15 protein-coding genes are annotated in these 16034 nt (G+C 43.7%); 8 read left to right on the top strand and 7 right to left on the bottom strand.

Translation table 11 applies throughout. The features are described from left to right. Positions 1-6 precede the first annotated feature (6 nt). The 3 genes from QZZ54_RS13810 to QZZ54_RS13820 all read right to left on the bottom strand — a co-directional run bounded on the left by QZZ54_RS13810 (position 7) and on the right by QZZ54_RS13820 (position 3774). Positions 7-1542 (bottom strand): hypothetical protein, encoded by a 1536-nt coding sequence (locus QZZ54_RS13810; protein WP_290703278.1) that lies wholly within the window; start codon positions 1540-1542, stop codon positions 7-9. Between the two features lie 77 nt (positions 1543-1619). After that, positions 1620-3017 (bottom strand): undecaprenyl-phosphate glucose phosphotransferase, encoded by a 1398-nt coding sequence (locus tag QZZ54_RS13815; RefSeq protein ID WP_290703279.1) that lies wholly within the window; start codon positions 3015-3017, stop codon positions 1620-1622. 259 nt (positions 3018-3276) lie between these two features. Further along, positions 3277-3774, bottom strand: coding sequence for a hypothetical protein (locus QZZ54_RS13820; protein WP_290703280.1), 498 nt, complete (start codon positions 3772-3774; stop codon positions 3277-3279). A 654-nt stretch (positions 3775-4428) separates the two neighbouring features. Here QZZ54_RS13820 and QZZ54_RS13825 point away from each other — a divergent pair. The 8 genes from QZZ54_RS13825 to QZZ54_RS13860 all read left to right on the top strand — a co-directional run bounded on the left by QZZ54_RS13825 (position 4429) and on the right by QZZ54_RS13860 (position 12341). Further along, positions 4429-4977, top strand: a complete 549-nt coding sequence (locus QZZ54_RS13825) for an XrtA/PEP-CTERM system exopolysaccharide export protein (RefSeq protein ID WP_290703281.1) — start codon at positions 4429-4431, stop codon at positions 4975-4977. 39 nt (positions 4978-5016) lie between these two features. Further along, positions 5017-6306 carry a hypothetical protein gene (locus tag QZZ54_RS13830; RefSeq protein WP_290703282.1) on the top strand — a complete coding sequence of 430 codons (1290 nt, stop codon included), beginning with the start codon at positions 5017-5019 and terminating at the stop codon, positions 6304-6306. An 87-nt stretch (positions 6307-6393) separates the two neighbouring features. Then, positions 6394-7278, top strand: coding sequence for a UTP--glucose-1-phosphate uridylyltransferase GalU (galU, locus tag QZZ54_RS13835; protein ID WP_290703283.1), 885 nt, complete (start codon positions 6394-6396; stop codon positions 7276-7278). A gap of 4 nt (positions 7279-7282) precedes the next feature. Continuing rightward, positions 7283-8926, top strand: a complete 1644-nt coding sequence (gene pgi, locus QZZ54_RS13840; protein ID WP_290703284.1) for a glucose-6-phosphate isomerase — start codon at positions 7283-7285, stop codon at positions 8924-8926. Continuing rightward, positions 8916-10181: a nucleotide sugar dehydrogenase gene (locus tag QZZ54_RS13845; RefSeq protein WP_290703285.1), complete on the top strand. Its 1266-nt coding sequence runs from the start codon at positions 8916-8918 to the stop codon at positions 10179-10181. Before pgi ends, QZZ54_RS13845 begins: the two co-directional genes overlap by 11 nt. Next, a complete protein-coding gene (locus QZZ54_RS13850; protein ID WP_290703286.1) occupies positions 10181-10558 on the top strand; it encodes a hypothetical protein in 378 nt (125 codons plus the stop codon). The genes QZZ54_RS13845 and QZZ54_RS13850 overlap by 1 nt, the downstream gene beginning before the upstream one ends. Beyond that, positions 10555-11925 (top strand): phosphomannomutase CpsG, encoded by a 1371-nt coding sequence (locus tag QZZ54_RS13855; RefSeq protein WP_290703287.1) that lies wholly within the window; start codon positions 10555-10557, stop codon positions 11923-11925. Before QZZ54_RS13850 ends, QZZ54_RS13855 begins: the two co-directional genes overlap by 4 nt. Positions 11926-12056: 131 nt before the next feature. Beyond that, the gene (locus tag QZZ54_RS13860; protein ID WP_290703288.1) at positions 12057-12341 is read left to right on the top strand and encodes a hypothetical protein; all 285 of its coding nucleotides are present in this window, start codon (positions 12057-12059) and stop codon (positions 12339-12341) included. A 20-nt stretch (positions 12342-12361) separates the two neighbouring features. On the opposite strand, the gene rfbD is transcribed toward QZZ54_RS13860, so the two are convergent. The 4 genes from rfbD to rfbB are packed head-to-tail and all read right to left on the bottom strand — an operon-like array spanning position 12362 to position 15726. After that, positions 12362-13240 (bottom strand): dTDP-4-dehydrorhamnose reductase, encoded by an 879-nt coding sequence (gene rfbD, locus QZZ54_RS13865; protein WP_290703289.1) that lies wholly within the window; start codon positions 13238-13240, stop codon positions 12362-12364. Further along, on the bottom strand, positions 13237-13773 hold the full coding sequence (gene rfbC / locus QZZ54_RS13870) for a dTDP-4-dehydrorhamnose 3,5-epimerase (RefSeq protein WP_290703290.1): 537 nt from the start codon (positions 13771-13773) through the stop codon (positions 13237-13239). The genes rfbD and rfbC overlap by 4 nt, the downstream gene beginning before the upstream one ends. Next, positions 13773-14654, bottom strand: a complete 882-nt coding sequence (gene rfbA, locus QZZ54_RS13875) for a glucose-1-phosphate thymidylyltransferase RfbA (protein ID WP_290703291.1) — start codon at positions 14652-14654, stop codon at positions 13773-13775. Before rfbA ends, rfbC begins: the two co-directional genes overlap by 1 nt. 16 nt (positions 14655-14670) lie before the next feature. Next, positions 14671-15726 (bottom strand): dTDP-glucose 4,6-dehydratase, encoded by a 1056-nt coding sequence (gene rfbB / locus QZZ54_RS13880; RefSeq protein ID WP_290703292.1) that lies wholly within the window; start codon positions 15724-15726, stop codon positions 14671-14673. Positions 15727-16034 lie beyond the last annotated feature (308 nt).

Genomic DNA, 16034 nt, shown 5'->3' on the forward strand with positions numbered 1-16034 from the left:
TCTCCCTTAACTCAATCCAAATTTGGACATCAATTTATAGATAAGAAAATCCAACGGCATCACTATTGTATGAAACGCAAGTACACCAAGCACAAATAAGGCCACGATCAATCCCATCAATACAATGAATTTTTTCTTTTTCTTTCTCTTTTCATCTGCGGTTTCGATATAACTAATCACAACCAACGGTGCTTGGTTTGTTATAACCTCTACAGCAGAAGCTCCTCGCACTGATTTATCTAAAAAAGCAATCAATAAAACTATAGCTAAAGGTAGACCTAGAGACATCACCAGCCCTGCCCCCAAAAATTTCTTTCTATCTGGCTTATAGGGCTGATCTGGTAACAACGGAGGCTCTAGTATCGAGAATCGCTCAGCTTTCCGGCCTTGCTCTAGACTTTCAGCCATCCTAGCCTGCATTGTATTGCCGACTATCTGCTCATATTGATCCCTCACAGTACGGTAGTCACGATTAAGTGCTAACAACCCTCTTTCTACCTGGGGGATCTTAATAATTTTCCCTTCGAGCTCAGTAATCTGCTCACCATTTTTTGCCATTTGCTTACGCATTGATAGAATTTTTGCATTTGATCCTGCAATTTTTCCTGACAATAAGCTATTACCTGACCTTATTCCTGAATCATTTTTTCGCGAAACGTTACTCAATTGAGATATTTCACTTTTCAAAGAAATAAGGTCTGGATGAGTAGCATGGTAAATTGTACTCAACCTTTCATAATCAGCTTCAAGCTCGGCTAGACGTGACAGCGTACCCACTCCTTTGGCACTTCCACCTTGAAGTTCGTATAGAGAACGCTGATTACGCTCTGATTCAATTTGGCGTTGCAGTTCTACCTGCGTTGTTTGCGCACGCTCGAGCATCGTCATATATAAATTTAAGTGCTCTGGCAGCCCATCCTTGTTTTGCAATTTATAATCTGCAATTGCTTGCTCGGTATTATTCAGCTGTTGCTGAAGTTTATTTGCTTCGGATTGTAAGAAGTCTGTTGTCTCTGTAGCCCTTTCTGTTCGAGCTTTAGCATTCTCATCAAGGAAAAGCGTGACAAGATCATTCGCTACCGCTTGTGCAACCGTTGGACTCAAAGCATCGAATGAAACTTTAAAGGCAATAGTTGTTGCTGTTCTATTACGACTAGTCTTACTTCCTGTTATTAGTTCAACCGCAATATCTTCTCGTAAATCCTCTACTAGCTTTGAGACCAGTACTGTGCCCGAGGCTTCTTTTAACGATGGAAATTTATCAGCGATTTCCATAAGCCTTTCACGAGTCATCACCCGTTGCTTTATTATCTGTATTTGCTCTGCTGCTAGAGATGTAACGGTAGAACGTACTAAGTCTGTAGGTATCTGCTGGGTTTCAACAAGCACTATCGATTCCGAACGATATACCGCTGGTATTGCTGTCACCACTACGATAGAAATCAGTGACAGCAATACCACTGCTACGATGAGGTGAACTTTGTACCGTATTACTGCCGCTATATAATTTGTTGGTACTTCTATCTGTTCTTCGTAATCCACTCTATTATCCTCTCCCTGTAAGGGTCTTACTTATACAGCACTACAAAGATCCTGAGACATGAACATTAAGCTTCAGCTCAGTACGCTCTACCGCCAAATAATGTAAATACAGTTTTAAACAAAATAATTATATCCAGTGTGATCGACCAGTTGTTGATGTACTCCATATCCGACTCGACACGCTTACTCATTAACTCCAGCTCTTCCGTTTCACCCCGATAACCTCGAACCTGGGCTAACCCTGTAATACCCGGCTTAATTCTATGCCTACAAAGGTATGCTGATATTTGTTCTGAATATTCTTTGTTATGCTGCACGGCATGTGGCCGCGGCCCCACCATAGACATATTGCCTATCAACACATTAATAAGCTGGGGTAGTTCATCAATACTGGTACGGCGAATAAACCGGCCTACTGGTGTTATCCGCGGATCTCCTTTTGTCGCCTGCTGTAACTTATCTACATCAACCTCATGCACGTACATACTACGGAATTTCCAAATCAGAAACTCTTTACCATCCCACCCCGTTCTAGGTTGTTTAAAAAACACAGGGCCTTCAGATGTCAATTTGATTACCAGCGCCGTCCCCAGAATTAAGGGCGAAAACACTATCAATGCGATTGTGGCTAGAACTTTATCAACAACGGCTTTTTTCAGCTCGTGCGTACCAATAAGGGGGGTTTCAGACAACGTGATAACCGGAAAACCAGCAAACTCTTTAACACTCTGATTAATCAGTTTTAATGCGTGTATATTCGGCACCCAGTGAACATCTACATTTGAATCTTGTAGTTGCTCATATATCCCTTTCATCTGCCCTGCTTCTTCAAACGGCAGCGCCAGATACACACTTCGAATCTTATGCTCATCTACAACAGTCAACAGTTGACTAAGATCACCCAGACAGCCTAGAGAAGAGCTGCTAGCAGATGACGATAACAACCCAACGACCCGCTCCCTTACCCAGGGGTTAGTATTGATTCTCTTCTGCAAATATTTAGCAAAGTCATCACTACCTACAATAATCGCATTAACCTTTGCTTTTTCTGTTCTGGATTTCTGGACGATTCGTAATAGCAGATGCGATAAAAGCTGCCCGACAAAGCCTGCAACGGCAAAGGCAACCAAAAAATCCCTCGATATATATTGAAGTACCTGTAAGAGGTAGACTAATGACAATGAAATCATTAACGAGATAATCCAAGCCTTACAAAGCTGGATTATTTTACTAAGAAAACCAGCATTTCTTCGATATATGCCAAAATAATCATAAACAGCTGCCATTGCGACCATCATAATCAAGGCAAATAAAACATGGTGATAACTAATGGCACCGACCATAACCATCATCAAACTGACGAATATTGACAGCACAATAAGCGCATCTAAGAGGGATTGCAGTACGTTTGTCAGGGAGTTGCGCCTTTGCAATAAAGGACGTCCCATACTGGCAATAGACTCAATATCTTCCATGTCTTCCTATCCAAGCTGCTTTTTACGCAACCATCCTGAAATTGTGAGGATTTCACACAAAGAAAAAACGAGAAAAAACCCGCTATGACATTAATAGCGACACTCAAATTACCCCATTGTGCATGCGCAGCAGATAATATTACTTTCGGATGCGTTAAGAAAGACCAAACCACTCAGTCTGAGTAGATTTCATAGATAATCTTTAAACAAAAAAAGAGGGCACTAGGCCCTCTTTTTCAACAAGTAACTTAATCTAAAATTAAGAAACTTTACGACGAGCTGAGAATCCTGCAAAGCCCAACAGTGCAGAGCCGAACAACAAAGCAGCAGCAGGCACTGGTACAGCTGAAACAGTAGCAGTATAACCACCATTTTCAGTTGAATTAAGAACTACACTGTAAGTACCCGCGATAAGGCCACGCAACACTGTGCTTGCTGGGCTATCAGAAGTTGGCCCTACTGTAGCAACCAAGTTATTCAATGCATCGAAAATCGTTGCAGTAAATACAGTAGCAACAACTGGCACAACGCTACCAGCAGCATCAGCATTATCTGGATTGAAAGAGAAGTACCAAGTAGTAGCGGTAGTATCTTCTTCCAGCTCTACCAGTATAGTTGAAGGCTGACCTGCAGTTAAACTGCCGTAAGCTGAACCATATTCAGTAGATGCAATAGATATATCCACTACAGCAGCTGACGCATTAAAACAAGCCGCTACTAGCAGCATTCCCAAAGCTATTCTTAATTTCGACAGCATCTATATATCTCCAATTGTTTATTCATTTATAGTGACGTTTACTTTCCCCACCCAATAACTTCAACGCCCAGTTGGATGATGCCAATAACATATGCATAACTCAGGCCAACTATACAAAATCATTAATTAACAATAACTTACTCAAAGAGAAATGATTTTAGTCTCTTTTTGATGACACCAGTGTAAACATTACCGACACCCACCTATCGCAAAACAAATACGCACCCACAACTTTCCATGGTACATCTCCCGATAACAACCTTATAACTACGGCTTTCGTGCCTTTAAAGCTCATACATCGCGCTGTAAGCTTTTTCGACAGACACATTAGAGTCTCCTTGTTGCGACAACCAAAATTTCAACTATTCAGCCTCAAGTGTTGAAATAATTATCACTGAGCTATTGAGGGCTTCCATCAAGCTTCACTGTTAACGACTAATTGCTTTTGCATTCCTAAGCAAAAGCAAACAAAATACCCTTCATTAAATTATTCACCCGACCGACCCCTTCACGCTATATAGAGGTTAACTGGTATGGATACGCCTATACGCCTATACGGAACATGACATTATGACCTTTTTAAAGACAATTGCTTTATCTTCACTTGTGTCCTTAGCCCTATTTATTACTGGCTGTGCAACACAAAATACTGTTGTGACAGCAACTACAGTGCCTATAACTCAGGAACAGGTTATCCCTGACTATATTCTCGGCAATGGTGACAAGCTGGATATACGCGTCTGGCGCAATCCTGAATTATCAGTGTCATTACCAGTAAGGCCTGACGGTAAAATCTCAATCCCCCTCGCCGGAGAAGTCATCGCCGCGGGTAAATCCACTGCCGAACTGACCAGCACGCTGGTTGACAAGTTATCGGTTTATATTAAGCAACCGCAAGTTACCGTTATCGTGACCGACCCATTAAGTGCAGAGTTTATTCAGCGCGTTCGTATTACTGGTGCCATCTCAAACCCGATGTCGACTCCCTGGCGCTCAGGCATGACTGTTCTGGACCTTGTTTTATTAGCTGGCGGTACAACAGACTTCGCATCCGAGAGTAAGGCTCTTCTTTACCGTAAAAACGGAAATGATATGTCGGTTTACCCAATCAACCTTGAAGATATCCTAAAGAAAGGCAAACTAGACACTAATTACACTCTGACGCCTTCCGATATTATTACAGTACCAGAACGACTTTTTTAAAATTTCTCGAACGATGAGTCACCGTTATAGGAACGTCTGATGCGCAGTCTCCGACATTTTGTCTTCAACACAACAGTCCTGCTTAGTGCTTCTGGAGCTCTGGCAGCTGCTGACTTTAGCGATAAGCTTGCTATTCGCTTTTCTGCAAATACGGAGTACACCGATAATATTTTTAAAACAGATGCGAACAAAAAGAGTGAACGACAGGACACTTTTGGAGCTTTCATCAATACACAGCACAACACTGACTCTGTTGAATTGCTTCTTGATCTAGGAATCAACCATCATACTTTTTCTAAAGACTCAGAAGACAGTGAAACGTCTGTTGAAGGTTTGGCTCAGATTACCGCCCAACTAAATCGGCATCTGGAAGCCAAAGCTTATATCAACCGAAAAGTAGTGGTCTCTAATCCAAAACAGCAAACATTGATTAGTAACACCGATGAGAAAACCATCACTGGTCTAGATTTAAAAACCAGTTTCAATATTACACCGGTTGATGAGTTCACCCTCACTCCTCAAGCCAGCCTAGTTTCTTATGAGGATGCACCAGACTTAGAGAGTAAGCGTTTAGGCATAAATACTCAGTGGACGCATCGCCTATCACCTATAAGCGATATTGTTGCCGGTTACACTTACTCTGAAATCGAATATGACAGCTCACAAAACGACCAGACTTATGAACGAGGTTATATCGGTTATAATTCCAGCTTGCGCATTCTTGAATACTCGGTCGAAGCAGGTTACAACCTGATAAACCCATCTAAAGGCAACCATACATACAAGCCATTCTATCGTTTCGATATTGATTATGATGGCGGTGTACATAAGCTCAACATTTCAGGCTCAAGTATAATCACTGACTCGTCATTGGGTGATGGTAATATCGACCCTATCTCTGCTGATACAACAACAGCTGGTAGCTCAGAACAACTTGATCAACTGACCCGGGATGAGCTGTCGATCGCCTATAGCTTCGACCAATTATGTAGCACGTGCTTTACTGGAATTGATGCAACCTGGTTGCAAGAAGAGTATTTAACGTTGCTCAGTCAAAATCTGGAAGAATATGCACTCTCAGCGTTCATTCAACTGCAGACAACACCCAGATCAAGCCTTAACTTAAGACTCACTCAGAAAGATGTAGCTTTCGAATTCGATTCCGTAAGTGACTATCAAGAAACAACTACGCTACTCGATTTCCAATACCAGCTTAACCCACAGATGAATGCAGGTATATTTACCCGTTATGAAAAAAGAGACTCTAATAATCAAAGCCTACGTTATTCCGAATTAAGAGGCGGTCTCAGTCTTAATTATGAACTATGAAGACATAACGATTTATCTATTTAATGATTAACTCAACTATGCCTGTATAGATAAGACTCAAGGTATTCAAAAAATTTAGGATTTCAGATGAGCACCGTAAAAAAAGCAGTCATCCCCGTTGCGGGCCTTGGAACCCGGGTACTTCCGGCAAGTAAAGCAATCCCAAAAGAGATGATGCCAGTTGTGGATAAACCCGTTATCCAGCATGTTATTGAAGAAGCGATACAAGCAGGAATTAAAGAGATCATACTGGTAACTCGTAGTGGGAAATCCGCCATTGAAGACCATTTTGATAGCCACTTTGAACTAGAACACCAGCTAGACCTAAAGAACAAAACTACAATCCTGGACTCAGTTAGTAACATCATTCCTAGCGACGTAACTATCTTATCGGTTCGCCAATCTGAAGCCAAAGGCCTCGGCCACGCGGTTCACTGTGCTGCAAGAATTGTTAACAACGAACCATTTGTCGTTATCTTGCCTGACGTTTTGGTTAATAATTATCAACAAGCTGAAAACGATTTGCAGAAGATGGTTCAGGCTTTTGATGAGCATAATGCTGCCCAGATAATGGTCGAATCAGTACCTCAGGACCAAGTGCATCTTTATGGTGTAACCGACTGCAAAGGCGTCAAACCTGAGGCAGGTGACTCAACCCCCATCTGCGCCATGGTGGAAAAACCTAAAGCAGAAGATGCCCCCTCAGACCTTGCTGTAGTCGGACGCTATGTTCTGCCAGCACGGATAATGGAGCTTTTAGCAAATACTAAGCCCGGGGCCGGCGGAGAGATCCAGCTAACAGATGCTCTTGATGAGTTGTTAAAAGAGCACAAAGTAGAAGCCTACCGAATGACAGGCAAAACATTTGATTGCGGTAATAAACTAGGTTTTCTTCAGGCTAATGTTGCCTATGGATTACAACACCCTGAAACCGCTGAAGCATTTAAGCAGTTCTTAACTGAACAAGGCTAACATTATGACGGTTGATCACTCTCCTGCCTGGATAGCCCTCAACACACATGCTGATAGTGTGCGTGATAAGCATCTGACAGAGATGTTTGCTGAAGATACTCAACGCTTTGAAAAATTCTGTTTCAGTGCCGCCCATTGCCTGACTGACTTTTCCAAGCAGCGAATCACCGAAGACACCCTGCAATTGCTAATCGATTTGGCGGCGCAGCAGCAACTACCTCAACGGATAGAAGCGCTATTCAGCGGAGAGAAGGTAAACCCCTCAGAAAACCGGCCGGCTCTCCATACTGCATTGCGTCAGCCTAAAGAGCTCCCTCTTCTTGTGGATGGTAATGATATCTCAACAGAGATACACGCATCACTTGAAAGAATGGAAGTCCTGGTTGACCAAATTCACAACGGTCAGTGGCGCGGTTATGATGGCAGCCCCATCAAAAATGTCGTTAATATCGGTGTCGGCGGCTCTGATCTTGGCCCTCTGATGACATGTAGAGCTCTAGGGCAGTTTGCACCAGAACACATTCGAGATATTGAAGTTCACTTTGTATCTTCAATGGATGGCAGTCAGCTCGCACGCATTCTCAATCACATTGATCCTGCATCGACCCTGTTTATTGTCTCTTCGAAATCATTCACCACAATCGACACCCTGACGAACGCAAACACTGCCAGAGAATGGCTTGTCGATAATAGTGGGCTACCGATTGAGCTGATCAGTCAACACCACTTTATCGCCATTACAGCCAGCCCTAATAAGGCTGCAACCTGGGGCATTCCAGAAAAGAATCAACTGCATTTCTGGGACTGGACCGGCGGACGTTACTCCATGTGGTCAGTCATCGGCATGGCTATAGCCCTACAAACAGGAAATGAAAACTTTCGGCAATTTCTGGCAGGCGCCCATAAAATGGACGTCCATTTCCGTTCTGCGCCATTAGGGGAAAACCTTCCTGTATTACTCGCTATGATCGGCATTTGGAATATCAACTTTCTTGATATTCATGCCCATGCAGTCCTTCCCTACGACGGACGACTAGAACACGTTCCTGCGTACTTAGAACAGCTGGAGATGGAAAGTAATGGCAAAAGCGTTACTCTCCAAGGCGATAAACTCAACTACGCCACCTGCCCTATTCTTTGGGGAGAAGTAGGCCCTAATGCTCAGCATGCCTTTTACCAGCTACTACACCAAGGCACTGAATCCGTCATGTGTGACTTTATCGCCCCGGCTATTCGTTATCAGGATCAAGGGGAAGACCTTCAGGCTCAACATCAGTTAGCACTTGCTAACTGTCTGGCTCAGTCCCGCTTACTGGCTCTGGGTGACAGCGTGCTTGATGATGCAGACAACGCTCCTGCACATAAGCGATATAGGGGTAACCAGCCCAGCACCACCATTATGTTTGATACGCTCAACCCAGAAAGCTTGGGTGCATTGATCGCTATGTACGAGCATAAAGTATACGTTCAGTCCGTCATTTGGGAGATCAACCCCTTTGACCAATGGGGTGTCGAATTAGGTAAACACGTTGCCACCTCCCTGCTGGATCAATTTACCGAGCAAGCCTCTTCTGATACAGACTGTTCAACAAAAGGGTTGATCCAATATATCCAGCGTCAGCGCAAGGAGAGTAACGATGAAGGTTAAAGTTTATGGTGCTGACCTAACTGCCTGGGTCGCTGCAGCCTGTATGGCAAGAGCTGGGAATGATGTACAGATAGAAGGCCCTCAATCACAGCTGGAAAAACCTTTACACGACATCTCAGCCCTACGAGATGAGCCTGGCTTACTAGATCAGATTCAACTGCAGATGCAGACTGGCCGACTCAAGAGAACAGGTGCTCAAGATATTGAAGCCGATATTCACTGGCTGGCCCTGGAGCATAACGAGATCGAAAAAGCCCAGAATATAATTCACATTTTAGCTAAAGCGGTTCCAGAAAACCTTTTGATTGTGAACCAGTGCAATTTCGGTGTAGGTGCTACTGATGAATTGCAAAACATCCTTAGTGAGGAACTCAATCAGGCTATAGTCTATATCCCGAGCAACCTCCAGGACGGTAAAGCACTACAGGGATTCAGCCAGCCGAACCGAATCACTATTGGCAGTGAAAACAACTGGGCAATCACGACAACCCGCGCACTGATAAAACCTTTCCTACAAAACATTGAGCACCTCTTGCTAATGACCAGCCGGGAAGCCGAATTCACCAAACTGGCCATCACCGGAATGCTGGCAATCCGAATAGGCTATATCAATGAGTTAGCCAATCTAGCTGACCAGATGGATGTCGACATTGAGACAATTCGTGAAGGAATGGGAGCAGACCCCAGAGTTGGAAACCACTACTTATCACCAGGTTGTGGCTTTGGTGGCCTGAGTTTCAATCAAAACATTGCCCGTTTCTCTGAAACCTTTGAAAAAAGAGGCAAAGACTCCCTCCTGAAAACCGTTATATCTGAAAACGAGATTCAAAAAGAGCTACTGTTTAAAAAACTATGGCAGCATTACCGCTGCAACTTAACAGATAAAACAGTGTCTGTTTGGGGCGCTTCATTCAAACCCGGTACCGCCAGCATAGATAATGCACCCAGCCTTAAGCTTATCGACGCATTATTAGCACAAGGGGTTCATGTAAAAGTACATGACCCAGAAGCCCTGGGAAACCTGCTAAATCATTATCACAATGAAACAAACATCAGCTTCTGTAACAACGCCTATGATGCTATAAAAGATAGCGACGCACTGTTACTGGTTACCGAATGGCCTGAATACTGGTCACCAGATTATCTGAAGATGCTTCAGGATATGCATATACCATTGATAATAGATGGCCGTAATATCTTCGATAGAGAAGCATTAGAGATGCACGGCTTCACTTATATGGGTGTAGGACGCTAATGCTACGCAGTGTTATTTTCAGCCTCTGTGCGGCAGCGTTACTCTATGGTCTGTTCAGAGAAACTCCGCCACCAAAGCTATTCGACCAGTCGGATAAATTCGGCCACCTAATAGGTTTTGCCGCGATGACCTTCATCGCTATCTGGACAATCCCACGCAAATATATCGCCCTGTTTATGGTGGGTTTATTAGCATTGGCCTGTAGCGCAGAATTTCTACAGGAATGGCTACTACCACACCGACATTTCTCACTTAACGACATGTATGCCAACCTAACAGGAATAGCGATAATCCTGCTTCCATGGATTGCCTGGCGGATTAAGCTTAGTTTTTTTTTAAATTCCTCAAAATTTTTACCTTCAGAGAAGCAACAATGAGCAAACTAGCCTGTTTCAAAGCCTATGACATCCGCGGCCAGCTCGGAACTCAACTGGATGAAGAGCTTACCTACCGCATCGGTCGCGCCTATGCGGAGTTCCTAAAGCCGAAAACCGTTGTCATCGGCGGCGATATGCGCTTATCCACAGAATCACTGAAGCAAGCGCTGGCAAATGGCCTTCAGGATTCTGGCGTTAATGTTCTGGACATCGGCCTGTGTGGTACGGAAGAGATTTACTTTGCCACCGCCCATCTGAAAACAGATGGCGGAATTGTAGTAACTGCCAGCCATAACCCTGAAGACTACAATGGCATGAAACTGGTGCGTGAAGGCTCCCGCCCGATCAGTGGTGACACCGGTCTCAATGACATTGAAAAGCTGGCCCGTGAAAACAACTTCGAAACACCTGAGCCGAGTAAACGCGGCAGCTACGAGCTAGCTGATACGATGGCCGCCTATGTAGAGCACTTGGAAAGCTATATTGATCAAACAGCTCTCAAACCGATGAAACTAGTCGTTAATGCAGGAAATGGTGTTGCAGGGCATGTAATTGACGCACTAGAAATTCAGTTTAAAGCGGCATCAATACCTGTTGAATTTATTAAAATACACCACCAACCCGACGGCACTTTCCCTAACGGAATCCCGAATCCGATACTGGAAGAAAATCGGGCCGATACCATTGCCGCTGTTTTAGAACATAAAGCTGATATGGGCATCGCATGGGATGGCGATTTTGACCGCTGTTTCCTGTTTGATGAAAATGGGCGTTTTCTTGAAGGCTATTATATCGTTGGGCTACTGGCTGCCGCTTTTCTGGCTAAGAATGCCGGTGCAGCCATTATCCATGATCCACGCCTAACCTGGAACACATTGGATATTGTTGAATCCAGTGGTGGTCAAGCAATTCAAAGTAAAACCGGACACGCATTCATAAAAGAAAGAATGCGCGAAGAAGATGCAGTATACGGAGGAGAGATGAGCGCCCATCACTACTTCCGCGATTTCTTTTACTGCGATAGCGGCATGGTGCCATGGTTGCTAGTCGCAGAGTTGATAAGCCAAAAAGGGCAGCCGTTGTCTGAACTGGTTGACGACAGAATCTCCAAATACCCATCCCCGGGGGAGATCAATAGTAAACTTGAAGATCCAATTGCCTCTATTGATAAAGTGCTGACCACTTATCAAGCAGATGCTCTGAGCATTGATTATACCGATGGTATCAGTCTAGATATGGGCGAATGGCGCTTCAACTTACGTTCGTCAAATACCGAACCGGTAGTACGCCTCAACATCGAAACCCGTGGTAATGAAGCGTTGATGAAGGAAAAAACCGAGGAGTTATTAACTCTGTTAAGAGGTTAATCCGATATCAATAAACAACATGTTAGCTGCGCTGGAACCAAAAATATCTCTATAAGCGCTAGCTAGCATGTAATATATAATTTAATTAATTTTTCGTCAGCATTAAGCCATACGACAAAAGGAACTGACAGATGGAAAAAACTGACAATATGCCTATTTGGGTTTTCTTAGCCTTTTCAAGCCTTAACACTCGAAAAGGAGCCCTTCGACTTATTTATGCTTGCGTAATCTTCACGCTCTATTGCCTGCCTTTTGCAATAATTTTTCCTCAACAGCCATGGCTTAAGCACGTTTTCTTAATCGATGACTGGAGCTGGTTCGCCATGATGGTTCCAATAATCATTTGGTATGTACTAGCGTTAAAATGGCTAGATAAACACGCAAGTTGGGAACCATTAAGCGAGGAAGACGCATAAAGCGCTGTTATAGAAAGAGACTAACGCTTTAGTTTCGGCATCAATTCTGAAATAGCCAACCGCCAATCAGAAGCCTCGACACCATACAGCTCTCGAATCTTTGCTGTACTCAATACGGAATACCCTGGCCGCTCTGCCGCAGTAGGGTATTCTTTAGTGGTAATAGGGCTGACAGCAGGTTCTCTTGATATAAGGCCGGCAAGACCTGCTTGCTGAAAAATATATTGCGCGAAGCCATACCAACTGACGACTTCGGAACCACTGAAATTAAAGTGGCCCCAATGCATCTCTTTACCTACACGTAATCGATCAGCAAGGCTAACCAGCGCCGCTGCAATATCTCCCGCATAAGTAGGGCAACCAACCTGATCGGCTACCACACTTAGACTGTCACGCTGCTCTGCGAGCCGTAGCATTGTTTTTACAAAGTTGTTTCCGTTCTCACCAAACACCCAACTAGTACGAATGTTAATAAAAGACTGCCCTGAAAGCTCCAACTGAAGCTCTCCAGCACGTTTACTCTGACCGTAAATACCTAGAGGTGAAACCGAATCAGATTCAACGTAAGGCTGAGCTGACGAGCCGTCAAATACGTAGTCTGTGGATATATTAAAGAGCGGGCAATTACACAAGCTCGCCAGTAGCAGAAGATTTTTTACGCCGCCTTCGTTTATTGCGTACGCTTTTTCAGACTCTGACTCAGCCAGATCAACCGCTGTATAGGCTGCAGCATTGATAATCAATTCTGGCTTCCAGGATTGCCAGCTCAGCACACTCTCTTTTGAACTAATATCCAGCTCTTGAGAATTCAGTGCTTTCGTTTCAAAGTCTGCTTGCAGCAGTTGAGAGGCAAGTAGTGAACCTACCTGCCCTCTGCTACCCACCATCAAGACTCTCATAGAATCAAATCCTTAAGGCGAGAAGCAACTTTATCTTTTTCAGAGAGTATTGGTGATTCCAAGGGCCAGTCAATACCAATATCCGGATCATTCCAGATCAGGCTTCCTTCATCAGAAGGATCATAGTAATCAGTGCACTTGTACTCGAAATCAGCAACCTCAGACAAAACAACAAAGCCATGAGCCATACCTGGGGGAACCCAAAACTGACGTTTGTTTTCTCCACTTAAATGGACACCGGCCCACTGGCCGAATGTGTCAGAACCAGGTCTGATATCAACAGCAACATCAAAGACATCACCCTGAACAACTCTAACCAGTTTCCCCTGAGGTTTGGTTTTCTGGAAATGCAGCCCTCGTAAGACACCTTTACCTGAACGAGAATGGTTATCCTGAACGAATCTGAGATCAATATTAGCCGCTTCGCGATATTTCTCTTCCTGAAAAGTTTCCAGGAAAAAACCCCGTTCATCGCCAAAAACTTTAGGTTCGATAATAACTACATCTGCAATGGACGTTTCTATCACCTTCATTACACGGTTCCGTCCAGAAGGCTCTTCAAGTACTCACCGTAGCCGGTCTTTTTCAGGGCTTCCGCTCGCACCGCAAGTTCTTCACAGGAAATCCAGTTCTGATTGAACGCGATCTCCTCTAAACAAGCTACTTTTAATCCTTGGCGGTGTTCAATGGTTTGAACAAACTGGCCCGCTTCGATTAACGAGTCATGGGTTCCTGTATCAAGCCATGCAAAGCCACGCCCAAGCAATTCAACATTCAACTCACCTCTTTCAAGGTAGGCGTTATTAACATCTGTTATTTCCAGCTCACCTCGTTCAGAGGGCTTAACATTCTTTGCAATTTCGATGACTTCATTGTCGTAAAAATACAAACCTGTAACGGCGTATTCTGACTTAGGCTTAAGTGGCTTTTCCTCTATAGAAATAGCACGCCCCTGATCATCAAACTCTACTACACCAAAGCGCTGAGGATCTTTAACGTGATAACCGAAGACAGTTGCCCCGGTGTCTCGTTTCACGGCTGACAGGAGCTTGTCAGAAAAGTGCTGGCCATAATAAATGTTATCTCCTAATACCAGACACACATTATCATCACCAATAAAGGACTCACCAATCAAAAAAGCCTGCGCCAAACCATCAGGGCTTTCCTGAATTCGATATTCAAAGGTCACACCGAACCCACTACCATCACCTAGTAGCCGCTGAAATCCAGGCATATCTTCAGGGGTCGATATGATGAGAATTTCCCGTATGCCTGCCAGCATTAAAACGGAAATTGGATAGTAGATCATCGGTTTGTCATATATAGGCAATAGCTGTTTTGACACACCTTGAGTGATTGGGTGAAGTCTTGAACCAGACCCTCCGGCCAGAACAATTCCTTTAAAATTTTTCATACCACTCCCTCGATTATTAGCCTATGCGCTCTAACTGGTAGGCACCATTAATGACTCGTTCCCACCAGTGTTGGTTATCCAAATACCATATAACCGTTTTTCGGATACCGCTTTCAAAAGTTTCTTCCGGCTTCCAACCTAGTTCATCACTAATCTTTGTCGCATCTATGGCGTATCGAAGATCATGTCCTGGGCGGTCTTTAACAAACTGGATTAATTCCTGATATTCACTAACACCTTCGGGTTTATCCGGTGCCAGTTCTTCAAGCAAAGCGCAGATAGCCTTTACAACGTCGATATTCGTTTTTTCGTTGTGACCACCGATATTATAGGTTTCACCCACAACACCTTCAGTCACTACTTTATATAGCGCTTTGGCATGATCTTCGACGTACAACCAGTCTCTAACCTGTAATCCATCACCATACACAGGTAATGACTTACCCTGCAGAGCATTGAGAATAATGTGTGGAATCAACTTCTCAGGAAAATGATACGGCCCATAATTATTTGAACAATTTGTAATCAACACTGGCAAACCAAAAGTACGATTCCAAGCCCTTACAAGATGGTCGGAGCCTGCTTTACTGGCTGAATATGGGGAACTTGGTGCATAAGGCGTAGATTCTGTAAACAAGTCATCTGTACCTTCCAGATCACCATATACTTCATCTGTAGATATATGATGAAAGCGAAAGCCTGCTTTCTTTTCCTCACTCAGTGCTGCCCAATATTTTAAGCTGACATCTAAAAGCGTATAAGTACCCACCAGATTAGTTTGAATAAACTCCCCGGGGCCTTCAATAGAGCGATCAACGTGAGACTCAGCAGCCAGATGCATTATCAGATCAGGCTGGTATTCTTGAAACAGAGCCTTCAGCGCCTCATGATCACAAATATTAACCCGCGCAAAGCTGTAACGTTCAGAAGCTTCTACATCAGCCAATGATTCCAGATTCCCTGCATAGGTAAGACAATCAACATTGAGGACTTCATCATCTGTATGATTCAGAATATAGCGAACAACGGCACTTCCGATAAAACCTGCGCCACCAGTAATTAATATTTTCATTTCCATCCTTATTTCGCTCTGCCATTGCAGAACCATTCCCGAAATATCTCCAGAGCCTCTAGAAATCAGGTTAATCATTAGAATTAACAGACATCATATAGGCCTCTCTTAGGGCGGTAAACTCCTAATATAAAACTATACTTACATGTATATTTCGCTCTAACGCTCTAACTAAAACTTCTTCTTAAGTTTAAGCTCACCGTTTTCCTATAAAAGACCAATTTTGTAAAAAAAACTGTATCCTAACAGAGACGAAAGCTGTATCATTTTAGAGACTAAAGCTGAGTCTATACAATTCTACAGATTCA

It is taken from the genome of Amphritea sp., from assembly GCF_016744155.1.
GTDB lineage: Bacteria > Pseudomonadota > Gammaproteobacteria > Pseudomonadales > Balneatricaceae > Amphritea.

What these genes read in the sequence shown, in the direction of transcription:
- QZZ54_RS13815 (WP_290703279.1), bottom strand. Translation starts at nt 3,017, where the DNA reads ATGGAAGATATTGAGTCTATTGCCAGTATGGGACGTCCTTTATTGCAA.
- QZZ54_RS13820 (WP_290703280.1), bottom strand. Translation starts at nt 3,774, where the DNA reads ATGCTGTCGAAATTAAGAATAGCTTTGGGAATGCTGCTAGTAGCGGCT.
- QZZ54_RS13830 (WP_290703282.1), top strand. Translation starts at nt 5,017, where the DNA reads ATGCGCAGTCTCCGACATTTTGTCTTCAACACAACAGTCCTGCTTAGT.
- galU (WP_290703283.1), top strand. Translation starts at nt 6,394, where the DNA reads ATGAGCACCGTAAAAAAAGCAGTCATCCCCGTTGCGGGCCTTGGAACC.
- pgi (WP_290703284.1), top strand. Translation starts at nt 7,283, where the DNA reads ATGACGGTTGATCACTCTCCTGCCTGGATAGCCCTCAACACACATGCT.
- QZZ54_RS13845 (WP_290703285.1), top strand. Translation starts at nt 8,916, where the DNA reads ATGAAGGTTAAAGTTTATGGTGCTGACCTAACTGCCTGGGTCGCTGCA.
- QZZ54_RS13850 (WP_290703286.1), top strand. Translation starts at nt 10,181, where the DNA reads ATGCTACGCAGTGTTATTTTCAGCCTCTGTGCGGCAGCGTTACTCTAT.
- QZZ54_RS13855 (WP_290703287.1), top strand. Translation starts at nt 10,555, where the DNA reads ATGAGCAAACTAGCCTGTTTCAAAGCCTATGACATCCGCGGCCAGCTC.
- QZZ54_RS13860 (WP_290703288.1), top strand. Translation starts at nt 12,057, where the DNA reads ATGGAAAAAACTGACAATATGCCTATTTGGGTTTTCTTAGCCTTTTCA.
- rfbD (WP_290703289.1), bottom strand. Translation starts at nt 13,240, where the DNA reads ATGAGAGTCTTGATGGTGGGTAGCAGAGGGCAGGTAGGTTCACTACTT.
- rfbC (WP_290703290.1), bottom strand. Translation starts at nt 13,773, where the DNA reads ATGAAGGTGATAGAAACGTCCATTGCAGATGTAGTTATTATCGAACCT.
- rfbA (WP_290703291.1), bottom strand. Translation starts at nt 14,654, where the DNA reads ATGAAAAATTTTAAAGGAATTGTTCTGGCCGGAGGGTCTGGTTCAAGA.
- rfbB (WP_290703292.1), bottom strand. Translation starts at nt 15,726, where the DNA reads ATGAAAATATTAATTACTGGTGGCGCAGGTTTTATCGGAAGTGCCGTT.